This is a genomic window from Ornithinibacillus scapharcae TW25, from assembly GCF_000190475.1.
Lineage (GTDB): Bacteria > Bacillota > Bacilli > Bacillales > Amphibacillaceae > Ornithinibacillus > Ornithinibacillus scapharcae.
This window is the reverse complement of sequence record NZ_AEWH01000042.1, coordinates 69,246-92,178: the sequence shown is the minus strand read 5'-3', so window position 1 is coordinate 92,178 and position 22,933 is coordinate 69,246. Positions and strand designations below refer to the sequence as shown.

At 38.4% G+C, this 22,933-nt stretch carries 23 protein-coding genes, 2 pseudogenes and 2 riboswitches; of the genes and pseudogenes, 19 read left to right on the top strand and 6 right to left on the bottom strand.

The annotated features are described in order from the left end of the window. Positions 1 to 46: 46 nt before the first annotated feature. From G5W_RS0110835 to G5W_RS23960, 3 genes are all read left to right on the top strand, one after another. Positions 47 to 580 (top strand): HD domain-containing protein, encoded by a 534-nt coding sequence (locus G5W_RS0110835; protein WP_010096613.1) that lies wholly within the window; start codon positions 47 to 49, stop codon positions 578 to 580. Positions 581 to 768: 188 nt separating this feature from the next. Then, complete coding sequence (locus G5W_RS0110830; RefSeq protein ID WP_050801669.1) at positions 769 to 2,799, top strand: catalase; 2,031 nt, start codon at positions 769 to 771, stop codon at positions 2,797 to 2,799. Between the two features lie 130 nt (positions 2,800 to 2,929). Next, complete coding sequence (locus G5W_RS23960; protein ID WP_010096611.1) at positions 2,930 to 3,085, top strand: hypothetical protein; 156 nt, start codon at positions 2,930 to 2,932, stop codon at positions 3,083 to 3,085. A gap of 16 nt (positions 3,086 to 3,101) precedes the next feature. Here G5W_RS23960 and G5W_RS20950 read toward each other — a convergent pair whose 3' ends face one another. Continuing rightward, complete coding sequence (locus tag G5W_RS20950; RefSeq protein WP_010096609.1) at positions 3,102 to 4,109, bottom strand: LysM peptidoglycan-binding domain-containing protein; 1,008 nt, start codon at positions 4,107 to 4,109, stop codon at positions 3,102 to 3,104. Between the two features lie 142 nt (positions 4,110 to 4,251). On the opposite strand from G5W_RS20950, the gene G5W_RS20945 reads away from it, so the two are divergent. From G5W_RS20945 to G5W_RS0110795, 5 genes are all read left to right on the top strand, one after another. Next, positions 4,252 to 5,028 carry a tyrosine-protein phosphatase gene (locus tag G5W_RS20945; RefSeq protein WP_010096607.1) on the top strand — a complete coding sequence of 259 codons (777 nt, stop codon included), beginning with the start codon at positions 4,252 to 4,254 and terminating at the stop codon, positions 5,026 to 5,028. Between the two features lie 215 nt (positions 5,029 to 5,243). After that, a complete protein-coding gene (locus tag G5W_RS0110810; protein ID WP_010096605.1) occupies positions 5,244 to 5,954 on the top strand; it encodes a response regulator transcription factor in 711 nt (236 codons plus the stop codon). After that, entirely contained in the window at positions 5,951 to 6,952 is a 1,002-nt protein-coding gene (locus G5W_RS0110805; protein ID WP_010096603.1) for a sensor histidine kinase, read from the top strand. Before G5W_RS0110810 ends, G5W_RS0110805 begins: the two co-directional genes overlap by 4 nt. 85 nt (positions 6,953 to 7,037) lie before the next feature. After that, entirely contained in the window at positions 7,038 to 7,802 is a 765-nt protein-coding gene (locus G5W_RS0110800; RefSeq protein WP_010096601.1) for an ABC transporter ATP-binding protein, read from the top strand. Continuing rightward, positions 7,777 to 9,636, top strand: coding sequence for an ABC transporter permease (locus tag G5W_RS0110795; RefSeq protein ID WP_010096599.1), 1,860 nt, complete (start codon positions 7,777 to 7,779; stop codon positions 9,634 to 9,636). The genes G5W_RS0110800 and G5W_RS0110795 overlap by 26 nt, the downstream gene beginning before the upstream one ends. An 88-nt stretch (positions 9,637 to 9,724) precedes the next feature. Here the strand turns inward: G5W_RS0110795 and G5W_RS0110790 are convergent, their stop codons facing one another. Continuing rightward, positions 9,725 to 11,101, bottom strand: coding sequence for a branched-chain amino acid transporter BcaP (locus tag G5W_RS0110790; RefSeq protein ID WP_010096596.1), 1,377 nt, complete (start codon positions 11,099 to 11,101; stop codon positions 9,725 to 9,727). Positions 11,102 to 11,224: 123 nt separating this feature from the next. Then, positions 11,225 to 12,430: a PLL family lectin gene (locus tag G5W_RS0110785; protein WP_010096594.1), complete on the bottom strand. Its 1,206-nt coding sequence runs from the start codon at positions 12,428 to 12,430 to the stop codon at positions 11,225 to 11,227. A 195-nt stretch (positions 12,431 to 12,625) separates the two neighbouring features. Here G5W_RS0110785 and G5W_RS22170 point away from each other — a divergent pair. The 11 genes and pseudogenes from G5W_RS22170 (at position 12,626) to G5W_RS0110735 (ending at position 21,203) form a co-directional block, all read left to right on the top strand. Further along, positions 12,626 to 13,389 (top strand): annotated as a pseudogene (locus G5W_RS22170) (DUF2087 domain-containing protein). Positions 13,390 to 13,630: 241 nt separating this feature from the next. Then, positions 13,631 to 14,293, top strand: a complete 663-nt coding sequence (locus tag G5W_RS0110775) for a TerC family protein (protein WP_010096589.1) — start codon at positions 13,631 to 13,633, stop codon at positions 14,291 to 14,293. A gap of 72 nt (positions 14,294 to 14,365) precedes the next feature. Beyond that, positions 14,366 to 14,470: riboswitch (TPP riboswitch) on the top strand. Positions 14,471 to 14,577: 107 nt separating this feature from the next. Continuing rightward, positions 14,578 to 14,666, top strand: a riboswitch (TPP riboswitch). Between the two features lie 133 nt (positions 14,667 to 14,799). Next, positions 14,800 to 15,489, top strand: a complete 690-nt coding sequence (gene tenA, locus G5W_RS0110770) for a thiaminase II (RefSeq protein ID WP_010096587.1) — start codon at positions 14,800 to 14,802, stop codon at positions 15,487 to 15,489. Positions 15,490 to 15,524: 35 nt separating this feature from the next. Then, positions 15,525 to 16,016 carry an energy coupling factor transporter S component ThiW gene (gene thiW, locus G5W_RS0110765; RefSeq protein ID WP_010096586.1) on the top strand — a complete coding sequence of 164 codons (492 nt, stop codon included), beginning with the start codon at positions 15,525 to 15,527 and terminating at the stop codon, positions 16,014 to 16,016. Then, positions 16,013 to 16,834, top strand: coding sequence for a bifunctional hydroxymethylpyrimidine kinase/phosphomethylpyrimidine kinase (gene thiD / locus G5W_RS0110760; RefSeq protein ID WP_010096585.1), 822 nt, complete (start codon positions 16,013 to 16,015; stop codon positions 16,832 to 16,834). Before thiW ends, thiD begins: the two co-directional genes overlap by 4 nt. 3 nt (positions 16,835 to 16,837) lie before the next feature. Then, positions 16,838 to 17,644: a hydroxyethylthiazole kinase gene (thiM, locus tag G5W_RS0110755; protein ID WP_010096583.1), complete on the top strand. Its 807-nt coding sequence runs from the start codon at positions 16,838 to 16,840 to the stop codon at positions 17,642 to 17,644. Continuing rightward, positions 17,641 to 18,258 carry a thiamine phosphate synthase gene (gene thiE / locus G5W_RS0110750; RefSeq protein WP_010096581.1) on the top strand — a complete coding sequence of 206 codons (618 nt, stop codon included), beginning with the start codon at positions 17,641 to 17,643 and terminating at the stop codon, positions 18,256 to 18,258. The genes thiM and thiE overlap by 4 nt, the downstream gene beginning before the upstream one ends. Before the next feature lie 126 nt (positions 18,259 to 18,384). Beyond that, a complete protein-coding gene (locus G5W_RS0110745; protein WP_010096579.1) occupies positions 18,385 to 19,239 on the top strand; it encodes a carbon-nitrogen hydrolase family protein in 855 nt (284 codons plus the stop codon). Between the two features lie 7 nt (positions 19,240 to 19,246). Continuing rightward, positions 19,247 to 19,918, top strand: a pseudogene (locus tag G5W_RS20935) (GNAT family N-acetyltransferase); the annotation flags it as partial. Continuing rightward, entirely contained in the window at positions 19,895 to 20,446 is a 552-nt protein-coding gene (locus G5W_RS23285; RefSeq protein ID WP_337445663.1) for a YfiT family bacillithiol transferase, read from the top strand. The pseudogene G5W_RS20935 and the gene G5W_RS23285, both read left to right, overlap by 24 nt. 133 nt (positions 20,447 to 20,579) lie before the next feature. Then, on the top strand, positions 20,580 to 21,203 hold the full coding sequence (locus G5W_RS0110735; RefSeq protein ID WP_010096577.1) for a LysE/ArgO family amino acid transporter: 624 nt from the start codon (positions 20,580 to 20,582) through the stop codon (positions 21,201 to 21,203). A gap of 35 nt (positions 21,204 to 21,238) precedes the next feature. Here G5W_RS0110735 and G5W_RS23770 read toward each other — a convergent pair whose 3' ends face one another. From G5W_RS23770 to G5W_RS0110720, 3 genes are all read right to left on the bottom strand, one after another. Next, entirely contained in the window at positions 21,239 to 21,406 is a 168-nt protein-coding gene (locus tag G5W_RS23770) for a hypothetical protein (RefSeq protein WP_010096574.1), read from the bottom strand. A 175-nt stretch (positions 21,407 to 21,581) separates the two neighbouring features. Beyond that, the gene (locus G5W_RS0110725; RefSeq protein ID WP_010096571.1) at positions 21,582 to 22,043 is read right to left on the bottom strand and encodes a GNAT family N-acetyltransferase; all 462 of its coding nucleotides are present in this window, start codon (positions 22,041 to 22,043) and stop codon (positions 21,582 to 21,584) included. Between the two features lie 82 nt (positions 22,044 to 22,125). Next, on the bottom strand, positions 22,126 to 22,845 hold the full coding sequence (locus G5W_RS0110720; protein ID WP_010096569.1) for a YebC/PmpR family DNA-binding transcriptional regulator: 720 nt from the start codon (positions 22,843 to 22,845) through the stop codon (positions 22,126 to 22,128). Positions 22,846 to 22,933: the final 88 nt, after the last annotated feature.

Genomic DNA, 22,933 nt, shown 5'->3' with positions numbered 1-22,933 from the left:
GGTAATATATCGATAATTTAACTGCAATTCGGGAGGTAGAACATCCATGAGAAAGGTTACACTAGCTAATATATACAATCATCGTATTACTCAGAAATATGTAAGACGGTCTGGAATGGCGCATGCGATTGCTGTAGCCTACCATGCTTTTGATCTTGCTAAAGAGTACGGTGTGAACCCCGATGTAGCTGCAAAGGCGGGTTTTTTACATGATATTGGACATTATGAATGGTACAGTGATGGTGAATGGGATTATCAGCGGTATCGTGATTATGATATACATCCAATTAAAGGGGCGGAGCGTGCCCATAAACTTTTAGTTCGTCTGGGTGAGGATAAACATGCCGCAAAAGAGATTGCTCATGCAATACTACTTCACACCGATTCCGTACTTCCAGAAGGAAAATTTCACTTTTCACCGTTACAAAAGGTTGTTCACCTGGCAGATGAAAGTGATAAACAACCAGGAGACCAACATCACTACCAACGTATTGATAAAAAGAAAGAACTCTCCTTAATTCAAGAACTAGATAGAAAAATTGATGACTACCTTTCCTCTAAAGTGATGGAGCAAGGGTAGACATTTTCACGTTTGATGGCCTCATTATTAGAAACCATATTTTCCAAGTTTACATTATCCCTCCTGTCTTAACTATTAGTAATATTTTCTAAAAAACTCTCATACGATGTATTTGGGCACATAATAGTCAACATCTAGGAGGGTGACTTGTGGATAAAGATAAAGATAAAGATCGAAACCAAGGACCAATGGATGAGAAGGATGCGCAACTCGAAAAATTTCGCGCCCAAAATACTGGTCCTGGTAAGAAACTAACGGATGATAATAGTGTTAAGGTATCAAATGATGAGACAACATTACGAGCTGGTAAACGTGGTCCAGCATTGTTTCAAGATTTTCATTTTTACCGAAAACAATCTCATTTTAATCGAGAGCGAATACCGGAAAAGGTTGTTCATGCTAGAGGTTTTACCGTCTACGGTCAATTTGAAGCCTATCAATCATTAAAGCATCTTACAAAGGCCCATTTTTTAGGTGCTGCAGGTAGAAAAACGCCAGTATTGGTTCGGTTTTCTAACTTCCAAGGAAATAAAGGGTCAAAGGATACCGCGGTAGATATTCGTGGTTTTGCGGTAAAATTTTATACTAAAGAAGGAAACTATGATTCTTTATCACTCCAATTTCCAGTGTTCATACTTGCTGATGCGATGAAATTCCAAGAATTAACGCATGCGGCAAAACCTAACCCCAAAGTTCATATTCCACAAGCAACCACTGCACATGATAATTTCTGGGATTATGTAGCAAATAACCAAGAATCGGCACATATGGTGATGTGGCTGATGTCGATGAGAGGTCGTCCAAGAAGCTGGCGAATGATGGCAGGTTGGCCGATTAATACATTTCGTTTTGTTAATGCTCAAGGTAAGTCCACCTTTGTCCGCTTTAAATGGGAACCAAAGCTAGGTGTACATTCTCTATTGCTTGATGAAGCTAATATTATTGGCGGTGTTGACCCAGACTTTCATAGAAGGGATATAATAGAAGCCATCGAGAAAGGTGCTTATCCTGAATACGAGTTAGGTGTACAGCTAATCGAGGAAGAAGATGAATTTAAGTACAATTTCGATATTTTAGATGATACCAAGTTATGGCCAGAGGAACTAATACCAGTGCAACGTATCGGGAAGATGACACTAAATCGATTAATCGATAACTTTTTTGCAGAGGCAGAGCAATCGGCGTTTGACCCCGCTTCCTTAGTTCCTGGGATTGACTTTACCAATGACCCGGTCCTACAAGGTCGTTCATTTGCTTATCGTGATACAGAACTATATCGACATCACTCTGCTAACTTCGAAGATTTGCCAGTTAACAGACCGATTGTAGAAAAAAATTATAATATGCGGGATAGTTTTATGCGATATCGGATTGATGTAGACTCGGTCCATTATAAGAATAATTCCCAGGCTGAAAACACACCAGAAGTATCTTCCTTAGAGGAAGGTGGGTTTGTTAATTACCCGGGCAAAGTAGAAGGGCGTGTGACAAGAGAGGTACCAAGTGAGTCCTTTACCGATTTCTTCTCACAGGCTAGATTTTTCTGGAACAGTTTATCCGCAGTGGAAAAGCAAGACCTTCTTGAGACATTAACATACCACTTGCAATATGCTAAAAATAAATCAGTGAGGAAACAGAATGTTGATATGTGGGTGAAAGTGGATCAAGAACTTGCATGTAAGCTGGCAGATAACTTAGGGGTTGAAAGACCTAAAGGTACGCATGTACCGGTAACATCCAAATCTCCAGCTATTAGTCAGTTTAATACCCCATACTATGCCTATACCCAAAAAGTTGGCGTCATAATAGGAAATGGTTTTAATGGATCAGAAGTGAAAAGTGTCTTGGCTGCATTTGATAGTCAAAAGGTATTTTATGATATTATCGGTGAACGTTTAGGCGTAATAACAGGAACTGACGGAACAAAACTAGAAGCAAATGAGACATTATTAACAAAGAATCCCCATCTTTATGATACGCTTTATATTGTAGGTGGCACCGTTGAAAACAAAGAAAAATTCGATCAAGAAATCCTTGATTGGGTAAATACGGCGTATAAATATTATAAACCGATTGGTATTGCCTCTACAGCACAGGCGTATATTAAGAAATCCCCTAAAAACAATCTAGCAGGAGTAGTTTTTGCAGCTAATAACCCTGACTTTGCAAAGGAATTTATATACGCTATTGCGAAACAACGTTTCTGGGATCGAACATAATAGGATGTATGTACAAGGAGCCTGTTTTCAGGCTCCATATTTGTTTTGTGGGTTATTTTATATAGCAACTAGAAAAGAATAATTTAGCATGAGTCGGAGAAAAATATTACCAAAGAAGGAGGTAATAACAATGAAAAAGTTCTTGTTACTATTATTTTTAATCATACCGACTTTTGCATTAACAGCGTGTGGTGATGATGAGCTTCCTGAAGAAGGAGAAGACATTGAAGAGATTGATGTCGAGGAAGAAGATGAAATCGGTGATGGCGAGATTGATGATGAGTAATATAATGAAAGACCCTCTATTGCGCTAGAGGGTCTTTGTATTCTTGTTTAGAAAATGTTCGTTTGAATTCTTCCATCTTTTCTTGGACTAGTGGATAAAAATATGTTTGGGCATTTGCAGTAGAATTACCACCGAAAAAGGCTGTTCCCGGACAGGATTTTACTTCATAGTCTTTTGCATCATCTAATACTCTTTCTTTTGTTTTATAATGCCACCAGTGATGGTAGGTAATCGTATCAATAGAAGGTGTTAAGTCAAACTTTAAACTGAGTAATGCCGTAACAGCAACAATTGCATCCTTCTGTTCTTTTGTCATTACATCATGCCCTTTGTCGAAGTTACCAATGTTCTCGATGGCTATTCCATGTTTATTTGCTGTCGGTCCGATTGTTCCTTCAGGCGCTACGTCAAAAGGTCTTGAAACAGCAATCTTCCCATCTGGAAATATAGTAATGTTCTGCGCGATATCACTCCACCCCATCGTTTTCATATGATGGGTTCGCATACTGTCAAGTAGCTGGAAATGATTATTGCCGTGGAAATGTTTATAGGACGGCTGCCATGTATGATGTTGTTGAATAAGACGTATTTCCCTTGAGAATTGATGGTTAAACAGCCATTCTTTAAATTCATCTAAAGTCATCAGAATATGGTTACCCTTCCGATTCAGCTTCCTCGGATTAATGTCTAGAATTTGACCAGGGTACAAATAATTAGAAGTTAAATGATTGTCTTTTTTTATACTTTCAACAGTCGAACGATGCTCTGTCGCAATATCTTGAATGCTCTCACCTGGCATAACTTCATGTTTAGTAGGAACTATTAACAGCTGTCCTTCTAATAAGTTTGATGTTTGTAGTCCGTTTATCTGAATTAAGTTTTCGGCACTAGTCGAATACTTGATTGCAATATCAGGAAGTGTATCGCCTTGTTTCACCTCATATGGATTAGAAGCGGCAACGGATAAAATGGGGACTACTAATAGGCATGTAAGCGAACATACAATAAATGATAATAACTTCATAGGTTAATTCTCTCCAAGTCAAGTTTAAGTACCGTTGTTAATTATAGTTTGTATAAAAAATTCTAAACTATTCTTGGGAAATTATGTTGCCAATCCTGTATAATTAAAATCATTAACGGATTGCAGGATGGGGGAAAAACAAATGAGGCAACTATCTCGGGAAGTGAAAATGGAAGGTAGTTTTAATTTTAGGGATTTAGGTGGCTATGAAACTACTGATGGAAAGCGCGTGAAGAACGGGATGCTTTTTCGATCGGGAAATCTTAGTAGAATTACAGAAACTGATAAGAATAGGCTTCGTGAAATGGGTATTAAAAACATTTGTGATTTACGTGATAATGACGAGGTGAATAAACACCCAGACCCAATTTTAGAAGGGGTAACATGGAATCATATCCCATTAATAAAGGATGAAGAGGTAGTAAGACAACCAGGTGACTTGAATCAATTTGAGACAAAACTAATGAATAGTAAACCTGGTGAAATGCTTCTTTCACTCAATCGTGAAATGATTTCAAATACCTTAGAGTTTAGAAGGATATTTCAACTATTGATTGATAATCCTACTGAGCCAATGTTATTTCATTGTATGGCAGGCAAGGATAGAACTGGCGTAGTTGCAGCATTACTATTAAGTTTGTTACGTGTGCCTCGTGAGGTGATAGAAGAGGACTATTTATACACGAACAATCTATTAGAGGAGATTGAAAGAGGCTTTACGGCAATCGGCTATATATTGCCAAGTCATATTGATCGAGAGGTAGTAAAGGCTATATATGAGGCTAGAATTGATTATATTCGTGCATTTTTTGATGAGATAGAGAAAAAGTTTGGCGATGTTGATATATATCTTTCACAAGGGATAGGATTATCCGAGGAAGAAATAACATTGCTTAGAAATCATCTATTAGAGTCCTAATTTATTTTACTTCGTACCTACTTGTAAGTGCTTATACCTACAAATACAAATTTATTAAATGAATGACAATGAAGCAAGGTGGATTAAATCACCACTGTAGTGGAAAATCTAGAAGTACATCGGAATGATGCTCTTCTAGATTTTTTTCTTTAGTAGCAGTAAAATCAATACAACTACAAATGGCTTATGAAATTATGGTTAGAGGGAGTATGGAGATGCAACAAAAAATTATGATCGTAGAAGATGACCCGAAACTAGCAGAACATTTAAAAACACATATTGAAAAATACGGTTACACTGTATCCAATGTGATAGACTTTGACCGCGTAATGGACGAATTCCATCAAATACAACCACATTTGGTTCTGTTAGATATCAATCTACCAAGCTATGATGGGTATTTTTGGTGTCGTCAAATACGAAAGGAATCTGTATGTCCGGTTATTTTTCTATCTGCACGAATTGGTGAGATGGATCAGGTGTTGGCATTAGAAAATGGTGCAGATGATTATATCACGAAGCCGTTCCACCCTGAACTAGTGATGGCAAAAATACGTAGTCAATTACGACGAGCATATGGAGAATATGCAACAAGAGCGGCTGAGCGTGTCTTGGAGGTATCTGGGCTAAAGCTTTTGCCTGAAAGACTAGAACTGACTTTTGGTACTAAAACCGTATCATTGTCTAAAAATGAATCCGATATAATGGAAAGCTTAATGGAACGATATCCAAGAGTGGCTGGCCGCGAGGATTTGTTAGAAAAATTATGGGATGACCAATCCTACGTGGATGAAAATACGTTAAATGTCAATATAACCAGGGTAAGAAAGAAACTTCAGGAGATTGGTATTCATGAAGGGGTTGAAACAGTGAGAGGAGTGGGTTATCGTCTGTACGTAACTTGGCCTAAGGAGGAAGAAGTATGAAATTGTTCTTAAAAGAACATGCATTTCTTCTCGTCGTACATATTGTTCAACTGATTTTCCTTCTGCTTATTTATTGGTTAGATGGTTATCGAGACTTGAAGCTGTTTTTTTATGCTGGCTTCATCATTTTATTCTTTCTGGTTGGTTATTTGTTCTATCACTGGATAAAACATCGGGAATTTTACCGTCGTTTAGAAAGTCCACTCGATTCGTTAGATGATACCTTTCAAGTGGCGGATCAAGCTCCAATAGCAGTTGCCCTGGATAATCTACTACGAGAACAATATAAATTATATCAACATCGACTGAGTGAAAAAGAAAAGCAACAAGAAGAACATCGAAAGTTTATGGATCAGTGGGTTCATCAAATGAAAACCCCACTATCGGTTATTGAATTAACTGCTCAAGGCTTAGATGAGCCAGACTCTTCTAGTATTAGGGAAGAAACAGACCGTATAAAAAATGGCTTAAATACTGTTCTCTATATGGCAAGACTACGAACGATTGAGCAGGATTTTCATATTAAACCGGTTAACTTGTCATCTATTATCCATGAAGTAAACAAGGAAAATAAACGATTCTATATTCGAAACCAAGTCTATCCGAAGTTAGAAGAATCGAGAGAAGCGATAACGGTTGAAACAGATGAAAAATGGATGTTTTTTATTCTTTCCCAGCTATTAAATAATGCGGTAAAATATTCAGCTGGTCGCAGTAACCGAGTTCTAATTTCCTTATATGATAGACAAAAAGAGGCTATCCTAGAGGTAACGGATTATGGGATTGGTATACCTGATACGGACCAACGCCGTATATTTGATCCATTTTATACAGGGGAAAATGGTCGGAAGTATCGAGAGTCTACAGGAATGGGCCTCTATTTAGTAAAGGAAATAATTGATTATCTTGGGCACCAGATAGAAGTTGGTACAGAAGTCAATAGCGGAACAACCGTACGGATTATCTTTTCAGATACACAGAACCTTACAGCGTTGTAAGGAAAGTGAAAGAAGAATCGATAGTTTCCCGAGAGTAAAAGGCTGTATACTAATCACAGGTCAATAATAAGAAGGAGATCGTGTGATGTTAGAAGTAAAACAAGTAAGTAAGATATATGATGGGAAAATTGCATATAGAGCCTTAACGGATATAAATCTATCGATTGAAGAAGGTGAATTTGTTGGAATAATGGGTCCGTCTGGTAGTGGGAAGACAACCTTGCTAAATATGATTGCAACTATCGATGAACCAACTACCGGGGAAATTTTAATTAATGGTAAGAATCCACATAAGCTAAAGAAAGACGATCTGGCTAAATTTCGGAGAAGAGAGCTAGGCTTTGTTTTCCAGGACTTTAATCTACTTCATACGTTAACAGTTGAGGAGAATATGGTTCTTCCTTTGACACTTGATGGGGAAAAGGTTAGAGAAATGAAAAGGAAAGCAAAGGCGATTGCGGAAAAGCTAGGTATCGCTAGTATTTTGAATAAACGCACGTTTGAAATATCTGGTGGTCAAGCACAACGCGCTGCCGTTGCTCGAGCAATGATTCATACACCAAAACTACTCCTTGCAGATGAACCGACTGGAAATCTGGACTCTAAGTCCTCGAAAGATGTCATGGAGATGTTGGAGTTGATTAACCAGAAAGAGCGCACAACGATGTTGCTGGTTACGCATGATCCGCAAGCTGCAAGCTATTGTAAACGAGTTGTGTTCATTCGTGATGGTAAGTTTTATTCAGAAATCCATAGGGGAGATAATCGTCAAGCCTTCTTCCAAAAGATTATCGATACACTTTCCTTACTAGGAGGGGATGGAAATGACCTTTCGTCAATTCGCGTTTAGGAATGTAGCACGAAACAAAAGGTTATATGCCGCCTACTACCTTAGTAGCTTATTTACGGTAATGGTCTTCTTTACCTTTTCTATCTTTGCTTTTCATCCAGAACTGAGTGGGGATGGAATGAATTCTAGTGTTCGACAAGGGATGAATATCTCTTCCGGGATAATTTACGTCTTTTCTTTCTTCTTTATTTTGTATTCCATGAGTTCGTTTCTTCAGTCCCGTAAACGGGAGTTTGGGTTGCTGATGATCCAAGGGATGTCCATGAAACAGATTCGTATGATGGTGTTTCTAGAGAATACGATTATAGGAATTGCTGCAACAATTAGTGGTATTCTCCTTGGTTTAGTATTCGCGAAGTTTATTTTATTGGTGGCAGAAAATGTACTCGTATTGGAAGGTGGACTTGATTTCTATTTTCCGGTTCAAGCAATCGTGATAACTTTTATTTCCTTTGTTATTTTATTTTTCATTATCTCAATTTTTGTTTCGTATGTACTGCGAAGCCGTAAGCTAATTGAGTTAATTAAAAGTAATAAGAAGTCGAAGGGAGAACCTAAAGCCAATATTTTCTTAACCATATTAGCTATATTATTGTTAGGTTCAGGATATGTCGTTGCTTTACTAGTGGAAGGTGTAATGGTCATAACGGCGATGCTTCCAGTAATTATCGTTGTTACGATTGGAACCTATTTATTATTTACACAACTTAGTGTTTATGTTATCGGGCGTTTAAAAAGTAATAAGTCTATTTTTTGGCGTAGAACTAACATGATTCTATTATCCGACTTATCATTTCGAATGAAGGATAATGCTAGAACGTTCTTCTTAGTTGCTATCATATCAACGGTTGCATTTAGTGCGATTGGTACACTGTTTGGTTTTCAAACAACACTAACATCAGAACTGAAGAAATCACAGCCTAATTCAGTGACATTTACTTCTGAAGAAGATGAAGAGGATAATAAATCGCTAATAAATAAAAAGTTAGAAGAAGCTAATATAGAAACGAAGCAAGCTAATGGTATCCTCAACTATTATAGATATGGTGATAATTTATCCTTGATTGCAAATGAATCAGATTTTAACCGATTTTCAACATTAATTGGTGAGGATCCGATAGAGGTTAATGATGGTGAGATAGTTGTTGTAGAATTTACTGGAAGTAATTATGGGGAAACAGATGAATTATTACAGCAGGAAGTGTTGTTAACATCTGGTGAAAAATTAAAGGCAAATGATGTCATCTATTCAAAGGCTTTACCTGCACAAGATTCTTATTATGTTGTTTCGGATCATGATCACTCCAAACTCCCTAAACCGGAATTTAAGGACTACTATACTGCTTGGCATGTTATGAGTGGAGAGTCAGGGCTTATTAAAGTCGCTGAAGAATTGTATGAGGAAATTCCTGTCTATAAACTATTTGTTTTAGACTATAGAATTTACTCCTTAAATAAGCAATTTGCTAGTGTGTTATTTGTAGGATTATTTATAGGGATTGTTTTCTTTGTTTCAGCAGGAAGTTTCCTATACTTCCGCCTTTATACAGACTTGGATGAAGATAAACAAAAATTTAAAGCAATTATGAAAATGGGTCTTACTGAGAAGGAATTAAGTAAGGTGTTAAGTAGACAGATTGCTCTGTTATTCTTTACACCGATAATTGTGGCAATCGTGCATGGAGCGGTTGCGCTAACGGCACTTTCGAATCTTTTCTATCATAACCTAGCTGATGTATCTGCTATAGTATTAGGTGTTTTTCTAGCAATCCAAATTATTTATTACTTTATTGTGCGTTATTTCTATACAAGACAGATCAAAGCGGTGCTTTAGTTGACCTATGATAGGTTTAGAAATGAGCGGAAAAATAGCCCCGAACTAATTCGATATCGTGAATTTGTTCGGGGCTATTAACTTTTACTTACCTTTTATTCATATGGCTTCTGCTTCTGCCATAGCTAAAGTAAATAACTAGTCCTATGAAGAACCATACACCTGATGCTAATAACGTATCTACTGATAGCTTTGTGATTAAAAATATACATAATATAAACGATACGATTGGGATAACCGGAAATAATGGCACACGGAACCCACTTTGAGGTGCACTTTTATCTTTTCGCAAAAATATAACCCCAATGGAAACGATAGTAAAGGCGAGTAATGTTCCCATATTGGCCATTTCGGCTAGTTGTGATAATGGAAGTAACCCTGCACAGATTGCAATCAAAATAGAGAATATCCATGTGCTTATTACAGGTGTATTTCTATTCTTGCTAACATGACTCATGAACCCAGGTAATAACTGGTCACGACCTAGAGCAAATAGCAATCGAGTTCCCCCATATAATAGTACAAGAATTACCGTAATCATACCTGCAATCGCCCCAAGCGATATAAATCCCGCAATCCAATTCTGGTTAACCAGCTCCATCGCAAAGCTCACTGGGTCACTAACATTTAAATGTTTGTAGGAAACCATACCGGTTAATACAAGGGAAACCGCTACATACAACGCGGTACATACTAGTAAGGAACCAATAATTCCGATAGGCATATTCCGTTGAGGATTTTTCACTTCCTCTGCAGCGGAGGAAACAGCGTCAAATCCTAGAAAGGCAAAGAACACTAATGCAGCCCCAGTAAATACACCATCCCAGCCAAAAGGCATAAATGGTTGCCAGTTATCTGGTGTAACATAAAATACTCCTACGATGAGAAATAGTAAAATGACAGATACCTTGATAAAAACCATAATTTTATTCAATCGATTCGATTCTTGTAATCCGAATGTTAATAACAGCGCCAAAGCAAGTACGATAATCATTGCTGGCAAATTAATGAAAGTACCTTCATCTGGATTATAAGGGCCAGTTAGTGCTACTGGGATAAATATCTGGAATCCCTCTAGTAATGATACAAAATAAGCAGACCATCCAGTGGCTACAGAAGCTGCGGCTAGTCCATATTCCAGGACAAGTGCCCAAGCTACTATCCATGCAACAACCTCACCAAAAACAATGTAGCTATATGTATAGGCGCTTCCTGTTACTGGCACAGATGAAGCAAATTCAGAGTAGCACATGGCTGCAAACGAGCAGACAATGGCCGCAATAATAAAGGAATAGACAATCGCGGGTCCAGCATGTAGTGCTGCAACAGTTCCTGGAAGTATAAATATTCCTGTTCCAATGATGGCTCCAACGCCTAGCATGACTAAATCGAATGCTCCTAATGTACGTTTTAATTGTATATTGTTTTTTGAATTAGATAAGCTAGAAATACTTTTTTTTCGCATATGTAGACCTCGTCCTCTATTAGATTGAAAGTAAATATTTTATCATTCTGTGGGAAAAAATACTAGGGTGCAAAAGCACCCTTTTCTTGTTTGTCTTGGGTAGAAGACAGCTGTAGTGTTGTTTTATCTACCGAAGTAAGAATGAATTAGGGATTGATTATCTCCTCTAGCAAATACATCGATTCGATTCGGTCCCCATGAAACGGCAGCAGGTGCTGAGGTCAACGATCCACCGAGGTTCTCCCATCCTTCCCAACGAGTGCCATTCCATGTCCTCTTATATAGTCTATTACCAGTTCCACGAACAAATACATCCAATTGATTGTTTCTTCTGGATGAAACTGTCGGAGCACTAGTTAAGGTTCCTCCAAGGCTTTCCCAATCACTCCATCTGTTACCGTTCCACCATTTATGAATTAAATTGCGGTTTTGTCCTCTAGCAAACACATCAATACGATTTGGACCCCATGAAACAGCAGCAGGTTCAGAGTCTAGATTTCCACCGAGGTCCTCCCACTCTTCCCAACGTGAACCATTCCATGTTCTCTTATATAGACGATTACCAGTTCCACGGACAAATACATCAAGTTGATTAGAACGACGTGATGACACGGCAGGGCCACTAGTTAAGGTTCCTCCTAGACTTTCCCAGTCATTCCAACGTGCCCCGTCCCACCATTTATGATAGAGTGCATTATCCGTACCGCGTACAAAGACATCAATACGATTCGGCCCCCATGATACGGCACCTGGTGCGCTGGTTAGAACACCACCGAGATTTTCCCAATCATTCCATCTACGTCCGTCCCACCATTTGTGATAAAGAGCATTATCTGTTCCCCGAACGAACACATCTAATCGATTCGGCTGCCAAGAGGCAACAGTAGGAGCTGAGGTTAGTACTCCCCCTAAGTCTTCCCAATTAGACCAACCTTGGCTAGGTGGCTGTTCCTCACCTTTTAATGCGTCTAAGGTAATTTGAATGACTCGAACAAGAACGCGATCTGCGACATTCTGGGGCACGTTGAATTGTCTAAACAATAGGTTAAACCATGGTACCTGTCTTTGGAATTGGTTATAAATTTGGTTGGCTGTTTGATTCGTGTTTGCTTGATTCACGGTATAATTCACAACAAAGAAAAAGACATACTCAGCAATTTGCCGATTCATTCCGGCGTTTTCTAACTGTGTATATAAATTATTATGTTGTGTTCGAATGATTTGAAGTATCTCCTGAACACTTGTTTGTTGACGGATATCCATAAATAATGGCTGGCCGTGATAATGAACAGGGACAACCTGTGGAAAATAATACTGATAATAAAACATTCGCATTCCTCCGCTTTTTAACTAGGATATGCGCTGACAAGAAATATGGGATAAAAACATTCGCCTATTTACCATTAACTTAACGGTATTTTTAGTCAAAGCTTTCATATTGGGTTTTCTGGTTAATAATTGATTATATGTAAACAAAAATATATAATGTTTATAAAATAACAAACGAATAGAGGTTATGTTTACGTGATTGGTGATGGGGAGTTGTTTTGGAATGCATCGATTGAAGAGCTTGAAAATGGTTATGTCTTAATGGATGAAAAATATGTTTGTCTTCTATGTGGCGAGAGGTTTTTAGATGGGGTTATATATCCATCGAACGGGGTTTTATGTGAAGCTAGAAAGGCTATATCGCTGCACATTCAAGAAGATCATGTTTCCGTATTTGATTATTTGCTTAAGATGGACAAAAAATACACTGGGTTGTCCGAACACCAAAGGGAATTACTTCTTTACTTTAAAAAGGGTTAAATGACAAAGAAATTGTAAAAGAGTTAAATATGGGTAGTCCGTCTACTGTTAGAAATCACCGATTTAAACTGAAAGAAAAAGAAAAACAAGCTAAGGTGTTTCTGACGATAATGAATCTATTACGTGAGAAATCAGAGGAAAAACTGGAACATAATTTTGTTAGTTTTCATAAGGGGGCAAAAATGGTGGATGAACGGTATGCAACAACTGAGGAAGAAAAGGAAAAGATTTTATCAACTTATTTCAAAGAAGGTACTGATGGTAAGTTAGATATTTTTCCAAGTAAGGAAAAACGGAAATTGATTGTTCTACAAAATATAATGAAACGATTTGAAGCGGATAGAAAATATTCCGAGAAGGAAGTAAATGAAATTTTGAAAGCAATATACAGTGACTTTGCAACAATTAGAAGATATTTAATTGAATATGGATTCATGAATCGTAGTAAGGATGGTTCTGAATACTGGATAAGAAATTGAGTGTTATGCTTTTTGAGATACTGTGACAGGCTAAAGGAAGAATAATAGAAGTATGAGTTTCCCTCTCGTGCACTGTTTTAAGGAAAGAACCTCACCCTAACATGATTTAGCAATCAAGGGTGAGGTTCTCATTTTTTGATTTTGATATAGAGGTCTAGATAAAAAATGTAATGTTAACACAACCTCTCACATAAAAATAAACTATTCATAGGACAAGCAAGAGAGGGAGTGAGGGTCTTTTTTGGAGTTCATCGAGCCTTTGATAAAAATATTATTAATTAATATCGTTTTGAGTGGTGATAATGCCGTCGTGATTGCCATGGCTAGCCGCAATTTGCGAGAGGATTTAAAAAGAAAGGCTATCGTCTGGGGGACTTTGGCAGCAGTTGTGTTTCGAATATTATTTACTGCTATCATCATGTTCCTTATGAAGCTACCATTCATTCATTTCATAGGTGGTGTGCTGTTACTATTTGTTGCGTATAAACTTCTTGTTAGCGAAGAGGATGAAAGTGAAGTGAAAGTAGGAAACACCTTGAGAGAAGCGATTGTCATCATCATTTTTGCTGACTTGTTAATGAGCTTGGATAATGTGTTAGGAATCGTCGCTGTTTCAGATGGGAATATGCTAATTGTATTGGTAGGGATTATCTTAGGCATTCCGATAATGTTATTTGCAAGCCACTTAATTGTTAGGCTTATGGAGAGATTTCCAATTGTAATCTACTTTGGCTCCGCATTGTTAGCTTGGACCGCAGGAGAAATGATTATCAAAGAGGACTTTATACAACAAAGTTTTATCTCAGGCACTTCCCTTGAGATATTATTGTTAGTCGGTATCGTCCTAATCACGTTGCTTATAGGTGGCTACCAAAGGAAGCAAAATCTCCATACCATTAACTAGGGCCTTTTACTCAATTTAGTAGATATTACTTGCATTCGTATCCACACATGCTAAGCTAAGGATGAACATATATCGTTGCACTAGGGGAGTCTTCACAGACTGAGATTGAACATTCGTTCTAAACCCTTTGAACCTGAACTAGGTAAAACTAGCGGAGGGAAGTGGTTAATTGGTTGTATGAGTACTCATATTACAGCCCCCACTCTGACGCTGTCTAAGTGGGGGCTTTTCTGCTATAAGGCAGATAGGATTTCCAACTTATATTACGAACTGAATAGTAATCGTTAATCTACTAGGGGCGCTGTAAAGCTGAGAAGAACCCTTAGAACCTGATCTAGTTAATACTAGCGGAGGGAAGTAGGCGAATGGGAGTAATTCTATAAATAAACTCGTTACGCCACTTTCCACCTCGGAGAGTGGCTTTTTTGTTGCTCATTCTGTGAAAAATTTAACCCACGCAACGAAAAAATTTTCAAGAAAATACGATGGATTTGGGAGGAATAAAAATGGAGAACATCGCAACGAAAAAATTTACAGACCGGTTATATGAGAATGTTCAACCGATATGGGAGAAAAACCATAATCATCCTTTTGTACAAGGCATTGGTAAAGGGACGTTAGACCGTGACAAGTTTGTTTATTATATGAAACAGGATTATGTGTATTTAATTGATTATGCGAAATTGTTTGCTGCGGGCGTGATAAAAGCAAGGGAATTAGAAGAGATGGGGAAGTTCGCCCAAATATTACATGAAACATTGCATATAGAAATGGATCTTCACCGTAAATTTGCGGCAGAATTTGGTATTAGTCGTGAAGAATTAGAAGAAACAAAACCGACACCTGTCAATATCGCGTACACGAGATATATGTTGAATGTGGCACAAAATGGTAGTTTAGCAGAGGTAGTCGCGTGCTTATTGCCATGTGCATGGGATTACTGGGAGATTGGCAGATTACTAAAGAAGCAATACAAGGATACGTTAGCATCCAATCCATATGCGAAATGGATAGAAACCTATGATTCAGAGACTTTTGGTGAAGGGGCGAAATGGCTCATTAACTTGATGAATGAACTTGCAGAAGGAAAACCAGAGCGTGAACTAGCTGTGCTAGAAGAGCATTTTCAGATGACTTCTAAATATGAATACTTATTCTGGGATATGAACTATTACAAGCAAGAGTGGCCAATATAAGAGGTGCTAACGTAAACGGACGGGAGAGATAAAGGATGAATACAAGGAAGATGACGATGACAGCTGTCATCGCTGCAATAACGACTGTCTCTAGTAGCCTCATTTATATTCCAATCGGGTTTGCAAAGATATTTCCGATTCAACACTTTGCTAATGTGCTATCTGCAGTATTGCTTGGGCCATGGTATGCTGTCCTGCAGGCGTTTATAACATCAACATTACGAAATATGATGGGCACCGGGGGATTGTTCGCCTATCCAGGAAGTATGATAGGGGCTTTGTTGGCTGCAGTTCTTTATGCTAAGACTAAAAAACTAGCATTAGCAGGCATAGGAGAAGTAATTGGTACAGGAATATTAGGAGCGATGGCTACATATCCAATCGCGGTGCTTATTCTTGGTCAAGAAGCAACAATCTTTGGGCTAATACCTGCATTCACCATCAGCTCATTAACGGGAGCGTTGATGGGATATGGTCTAATGAAGGTAATGGTAAGAAGTAGCGCTTTAGGAGGGATCAATCTATGAAAACAGCACTTACAATTGCAGGCTCTGACTCAGGGGGAGGTGCTGGCATTCAGGCAGACCTTAAATCTTTTGCTGCCAACGGTGTATTTGGAATGTCTGTTATCACAGCGGTAACGGCACAGAATACGATGGAAGTTCGTTCTGTTCAGGATATGGAATTACCGATTATCAAGGATCAAATAGAGGCAGTGTTTGATGATATTCCAGTAGATGCCGTAAAAATTGGTATGCTTTCATCACCATATACAGTAGAAGTAGTTGGGCAAGCATTAAGGAAATATCAGCCTCCTTATATTGTGCTTGATCCGGTAATGGTATCCAAGGGTGGTCACCATTTACTGCGACCTGAGGCTATTGATTCCTTGAAGAAAACGATGTTACCTTTAGCAACCATTGTCACGCCAAATATTCCGGAAGCTGAAGTGCTTACAGGAATTGATATTCGAACAGAAGAGGATATGGTTGAAGCAAGTGAGCAAGTGTTAAACCTCGGTGCTAAGTCCGTACTTCTTAAAGGTGGTCATCTTGAGGGTGAACCTAACGACTTGTTTTATGATGGTAAAACAATGCACTGGATAAAGGGTGAGCGTATTTACACGAATAATACACATGGAACTGGTTGTACATTGTCATCCGCAATTGCGGCGAATTTGGCTAAGGGTTACAGTTTGCTTGATGCTGTGCAAAGAGCGAAGCAATTTATTACAATTGCGATTCAACATAGCTTATCCCTAGGAAATGGGCATGGACCAACCAATCATTTTTATGCTTTATATGAAAAAGCAGGATATTTCCAATCAGAAATGGAGTTGAAATAGCGTATGAAATTACAGGAAAATATAAAGCTCTTATTTTCGAAGGTAATAGAGATGCAACCATTGGTCCATCATATCACAAACAACGTAACGATTAATGATTGTGCGAATGTGACACTAGCTATCGGTGGGTCACCAGTAATGGCCACAAGTGTCGAAGAGGTTGGGGATATGACACAGCTTGCAGATGCTTTAGTAATCAACTTCGGAACCATTGATGATGCGATGTACCAGGCGATGATATTAGCGGGTCAATCTGCTAATCGAAAAGGAATTCCTGTCATTTTTGATCCTGTAGGTGTCGGTGCTACTCCATTCCGTACAGCAAGAGCAAAAGATTTTATCGGGCAAGTCAAAGTATCCATAGTCCGTGGGAATGCTTCTGAAGTATTTGCTCTTATAGGTGGCGAGTCGAAAACTCGTGGTGTAGATGCAGGTGAGATTTCCATTTCAAAAGAAGAATTAGCTAGGACGACATCAAAAGAACTGGGTGTCATTACGGTCATAAGTGGTGAGGAAGATGTGATTTCTAATGGTGCGGACATTGTTAGAATCGGGAATGGTGATATAAATCTTACCAAAATTACGGGTACTGGATGTATGACGGCATCATTAATTGCTTGCTTTGCAGGGGTGACAGAATATTTATTCGAGGCTTCCATTGCTGGGATGTCGGTCATGAGTCTAGCAGGAGAGCTCGCAGGAAAGAACTTAGCTGAGTATGAGGGGTTAGGCACTTTTAGAATGAAATTAATGGATGAAATTTCACTAATGAATGGTGAGAGTTGGGAGAAGGGAGTACGCATAAGATGAAAAGAGACTATACATTATATTTGGTTACAGAGGGAACTTTGCCCATTGAAAGGCTACTAGCAGTAGTCGAAGAAGCAATAAAGGGTGGTGTGACCATGGTTCAACTACGAGATAAGGAAAGTTCAGGGGAAGAGTTCTTTGGTAAAGCAGTAAAACTTAGGGAACTAACGAGACGCTATGAGATTCCTCTTATAATTAATGATCGTGTGGATGTTGCTTTAGCCACTGATGCGGATGGGGTCCATATCGGGCAGTCCGACCTACCACTATCCGAGGTAAGGCGTCTAGTACCACCTTCTATGATAGTAGGTGTATCTACTTCTACTGTAGAACAAGCATTAGCCGCAGAGCATGGTGGTGCAGATTATATTGGAGTAGGTGCAGTCTTTCCAACGCAGTCCAAGAAGAATGCGAAGGTACTGGCTCCGGGGAAGTTAGAGAGTATTATTGAAAAAGTATCCTTACCAGTAATTGCGATTGGTGGAATTACGAATGAAAATATAGATGCAGTGCTTACACTAGATGTAACAGGGGTGGCAGTCGTATCAGTCATTAATAAGGCTGAAGATCCTTATATGGTAGCTAAATCTCTCCGCAGTGCTCTAGAGCGATAGACATGAAGTGGTATCTTCCTTGGTGCTAAGGAAGATACCTTTTCATTTATCGGAAATAGTAATGGTTGAATTGTTGGAGGCAATGAAATATAGTACAGATATAAATTATTGAAGGAGCAACCTATCATGAAACTACGTGTATCAGCAGTTCAATACCATTTAGAAAAAATAAACTCTTTTAGTGAATTTGCAGAGCAAGTGACACATAATGTTAAAACAGCAGCAGAATACGATTCCGAATTTGTACTATTTCCAGAATTCTTTACAACCCAATTACTTTCTATATCTGATGGGACGGTAAGCCGTGTAGATGAGCTACCAAAATACACTAAACAATATATAGAATTATTTAGAAGTCTAGCGAAGGAAACAGGTATGCATCTTATCGGTGGAACCCATGTCGTACAAAAAGGCGATAAATTGTATAATACAGCACATCTATTTTATCCAGATGGCCGTGTAGCAGAACAAGCAAAGCTACACATGACACCAACTGAAAAAAAGGATTGGAATATCACACCAGGTGAATCTATTCAAATCTTTGAAACGGAAAAAGGTAAAATCGCATTGCTTACTTGTTATGATATGGAGTTTCCTGAAATTGTTCGTATGGTAAGGGGAATGGGGGCGGATGTTATTTTTGCTCCATCTTGCACCGATGATCTACATGGTTTTAACCGAGTTCGCTATACCTGTCATGCCAGAACAATTGAAAATCAGGTATACGTGGTGACCACGGGTACAGTTGGTGCACTGCGTAATGTAGATTTCATGCGAGCAAATTATGGTCAGGCAGCAATTATCACGCCAAATGATATTCCATTTCCGAAGAACGGTATTTTGATGGAAGGCGAATTTAATCATGATATGCTAATCACCGCTGATTTAGATTTATCGCTTTTATATAAAGTGAGAGAAGAAGGTTCGGTTACAACCTGGAATGATAGACGCTTAGATTTATATCCCGACCTTAGCAAATAAGAAGGGAATGAGGCGATTGCTTTATCAAAAACAAGTCTACCTCAAAAATGGAGAAGGTTATGTTAAAGCAATAGTACGAAATTATGAGTCGAAGGATTTTGAAGGATTAATTCAAATTCAGGCGGAAAGTTTTCCGCCTCCCTTTCCATCGGAGCTTTGGTGGAATCAAGAACAATTAGAAAACCATGTGACGCTTTTCCCGGAAGGTGCACTTTGCGTGGAAATAAACGGAACACTTGCAGGATCTATGACAGGTTTAGTAGTAGACTTTGACCCAAACCATACCTCCCATACTTGGGAGGAAATAACCGATAATGGCTATATTCGCAACCATAACCCAAATGGTAATACACTGTATATCGTGGATGTGTGTATAAGACCTTCATTTCGTGGGTTAGCTTTAGGAAAGTTATTGATGCAGTCCATGTATGGTGTAGTGATACATAAGAACCTAGAACGCCTGTTAGGTGGCGGCAGGATGCCAGGGTATCATAAGCATGCTAGTGTTATGTCTGCGGAGCAGTATTTACAAAGAGTAGTAGAGGGAAGTATTCATGACCCTGTCATTTCCTTTATGTTACGTGCTGGAAGAACGCCTATCGGTGTCGTTCCCGATTACTTAGAGGATGAGGAGTCTGTGAACTATGCAGCTTTGATGGAATGGAAGAATCCGTTTAAGGATATAGGAGGAATGGAAATGGATGTAAGATTCCCGATTGGCAAATTACAAGTACCTGAGAAGGTTACATTAGAAAATATTCATGAATGGTTAAAAGAAATAGAATCATACACAGACCGTTTAAGAAAAACGGTTGACCAACTAGATCATGGTGAGTTAAATAAAACGTATCGTGATGGAAGTTGGAATGTTCGTCAGCTTGTTCATCATATTGCGGACTCCCAGTTGAATATGTACCAACGCCTGAAACTGGCGTTAACGGATGATAGCCCAACAGTACCAGCTTTTGATGAGGAAAAATGGGCTATTCAGCCGGACACTAAGCTTTCTGTCGAAAGTTCTATCAAGATGTTGGAAGGTATAAACGAGCGAATCGTATCATTAGGTAGTAGTTTAACAGAAAAGCAACTAGGTCGATCCTTTATTCACCAGACAAATGGAGAAATAACGGTTGCAACAAAGCTTGCAAAATTAGCTTGGCATGAAGAACATCACTTAGCTCATATTAAAATTGCATTATCAAAATAGAGTCTGTTCTTTTGAGTTGGCTTCTTAAATCATAACTCTAACGGAAAAACACTGTTGTGGATGTATGTAGACCTTCATTCCATGGAATGGATGAATCCATTTAAGGTATAGGATTGTTAGAAGGAGGAAGTATATGGAACCAATCATACATGGTGTAATACTAGCTTTTGGCTTAATACTTCCTCTAGGAATACAGAATGTGTTTATATTTAATCAAGGTGCAACAAGTACTATATTCCAGAGGGCTCTTCCTGCTGTCGTGACAGCCGCAATATGTGATACCTTGCTAATTACACTAGCGGTTGCGGGAGTATCAGTGGTTGTGCTAAGTGTTGAAGGATTTGGAATCATTTTATCATCCATAGGTTTCTTCTTTTTACTGTATATGGGGTGGGTGATGTGGAAAAGTGATCCGCAAGTAACTCGAACGACGGAGGAACATTATTCTGCCAGACGCCAGATAACGTTTGCGGCTTCAGTATCTCTTCTGAATCCACATGCCATTCTTGATACAATTGGAGTGATTGGAACTAGTTCCATCGGTTATCATGGTTATGAAAAGCTTACCTTTGCTGTGGCGTGTATCGTCGTCTCTTGGATATGGTTTTTCGGAATTGCACTAGTAGGAAGAAAGATTGGTCAACTAACGAAATCCCGTAAGTTACTTAAAAGGATTAATCAGATTTCAGCATTTATTATTTGGGGAATGGCATTGTATATGGGATATCAGCTAGTAATGTCTTCCTTTCTACAATAAAGAAGCCTTCCACCGGCGGAAGGCTTTTATTATACTTATTCGGAATCCTCTTCTTTTTCTTCTCCATCATCGTTTGATTCTTGTTCTTCTGTTTCATTTGTTTCCGCATCTTCGGATTCGGAATCCTCTGCTGAGCATGCAAATAATACACCTGTTGAGAGCATCAAAATTAATAAGGTTAATAATAGTTTTCTTAACTTCATTTCATTCACCTCATCCTTATTATTTGGTACACCATTAATTGTACAGACTAATTATGAAGAGGTAATGAAGCTAAGGTAAAGATACTTTCTAAATAATTTGTCGACTGATGATTCCTAATTCCTAATTTCAAAATTTAAATAGGAAATAATACATGGATATCGTTTTCGGTTTCTGTTAAATGTCTTTATACAAGTATTCCCGTATCGGGCTATAACCTAGGTTTTTATAAAACGCTTTTGCTATTTCGTTATCAGACCAATGGTCAAGTTCGATCTTATGTAAGCCTTTATTTCTAGCAATAGTTGTAATTTCATCCATCAACTTTGTTCCATATCCTTTACTTTTGTACATACTAGAAATACTTAACTGATGTATATAGAGGGATTGGTATGCATTTTTAAATATTGTTTCAGGGTAAGCTTTTAACTCTAGCATAGCAAACCCTATAGACTGCCCAATATCCTCTAAAACTAAAAATATATACTGTTCTTTATTCATTAAGCCCTCAAAAAACGTCTTAACCTTTTCAGCATGATAGTCCTTAAAATAACTTGGATATAAACTAACATGCAGTTCATGAACGGATTGGTTTAGCTTAGCAATTAGCTCTGCATCCTTTGTTTGGTATATTTTCATGATATCATCCTCTTCTGCAAGGTTCATACTGACTGTATAGAAAAACCAGCAATTATGTAACAAATTGCTGGTTCAAAATGTATCATTCACCTAAATCGACATTATGATAGACTTGTTGAACGTCTTCTAGGTCTTCTAGTACATCGATTAACTTTTCAAATTGTGCCTGTGAGTCACCATCAAGGGTTACTTCATTTTGTGGTAACATTGTAAGTTCTGCTATCGTAAATTCCGTAATGCCTTCAGCCTTGAAAGCTTCCTGTACAGCATGGTATTGATCTGGTTCTGCATAAACAATCACTGTTTCCTCCTCTTCCAGCACGTCACGCACGTCTACATCGGCTTCCATTAGAAGTTCCAATACGTCATCCGCAGTTTTTCCTTCTATACCGAATACCGCAGTTGCATCAAACATATAAGCAACCGAGCCACTTACACCCATGTTTCCGCCATTTTTACCAAAAGCGGCACGTACCTCTGAAGCGGTTCTATTCACATTGTTCGTTAATGTATCTACAATTATCATGGAACCGTTAGGACCGAATCCTTCATAACGAAGCTCATCGTAATTCTCCTCAGCTCCACCTTTTGCCTTCTCTATTGCTTTTTCAATGATATGTTTCGGTACACTGTATGTTTTCGCACGTTCTAAAACAACCTTAAGCGCTTGGTTGGCCTCCGGATCTGGCTCCCCTTGCTTAGCTGCTACATAAATTTCACGACCGAACTTCGCATAAATACGACTCGTGTTTTTATCCTTTTCAGCCTTTTTATCTTTGATATTATTCCACTTACGTCCCATAAGAACATCTCGCTTTCGTTATCGAATCTGTTTGAATTGTAATACAGTAATAGTGCAGTTTCAACTGATTGACTTTACTATTATACAA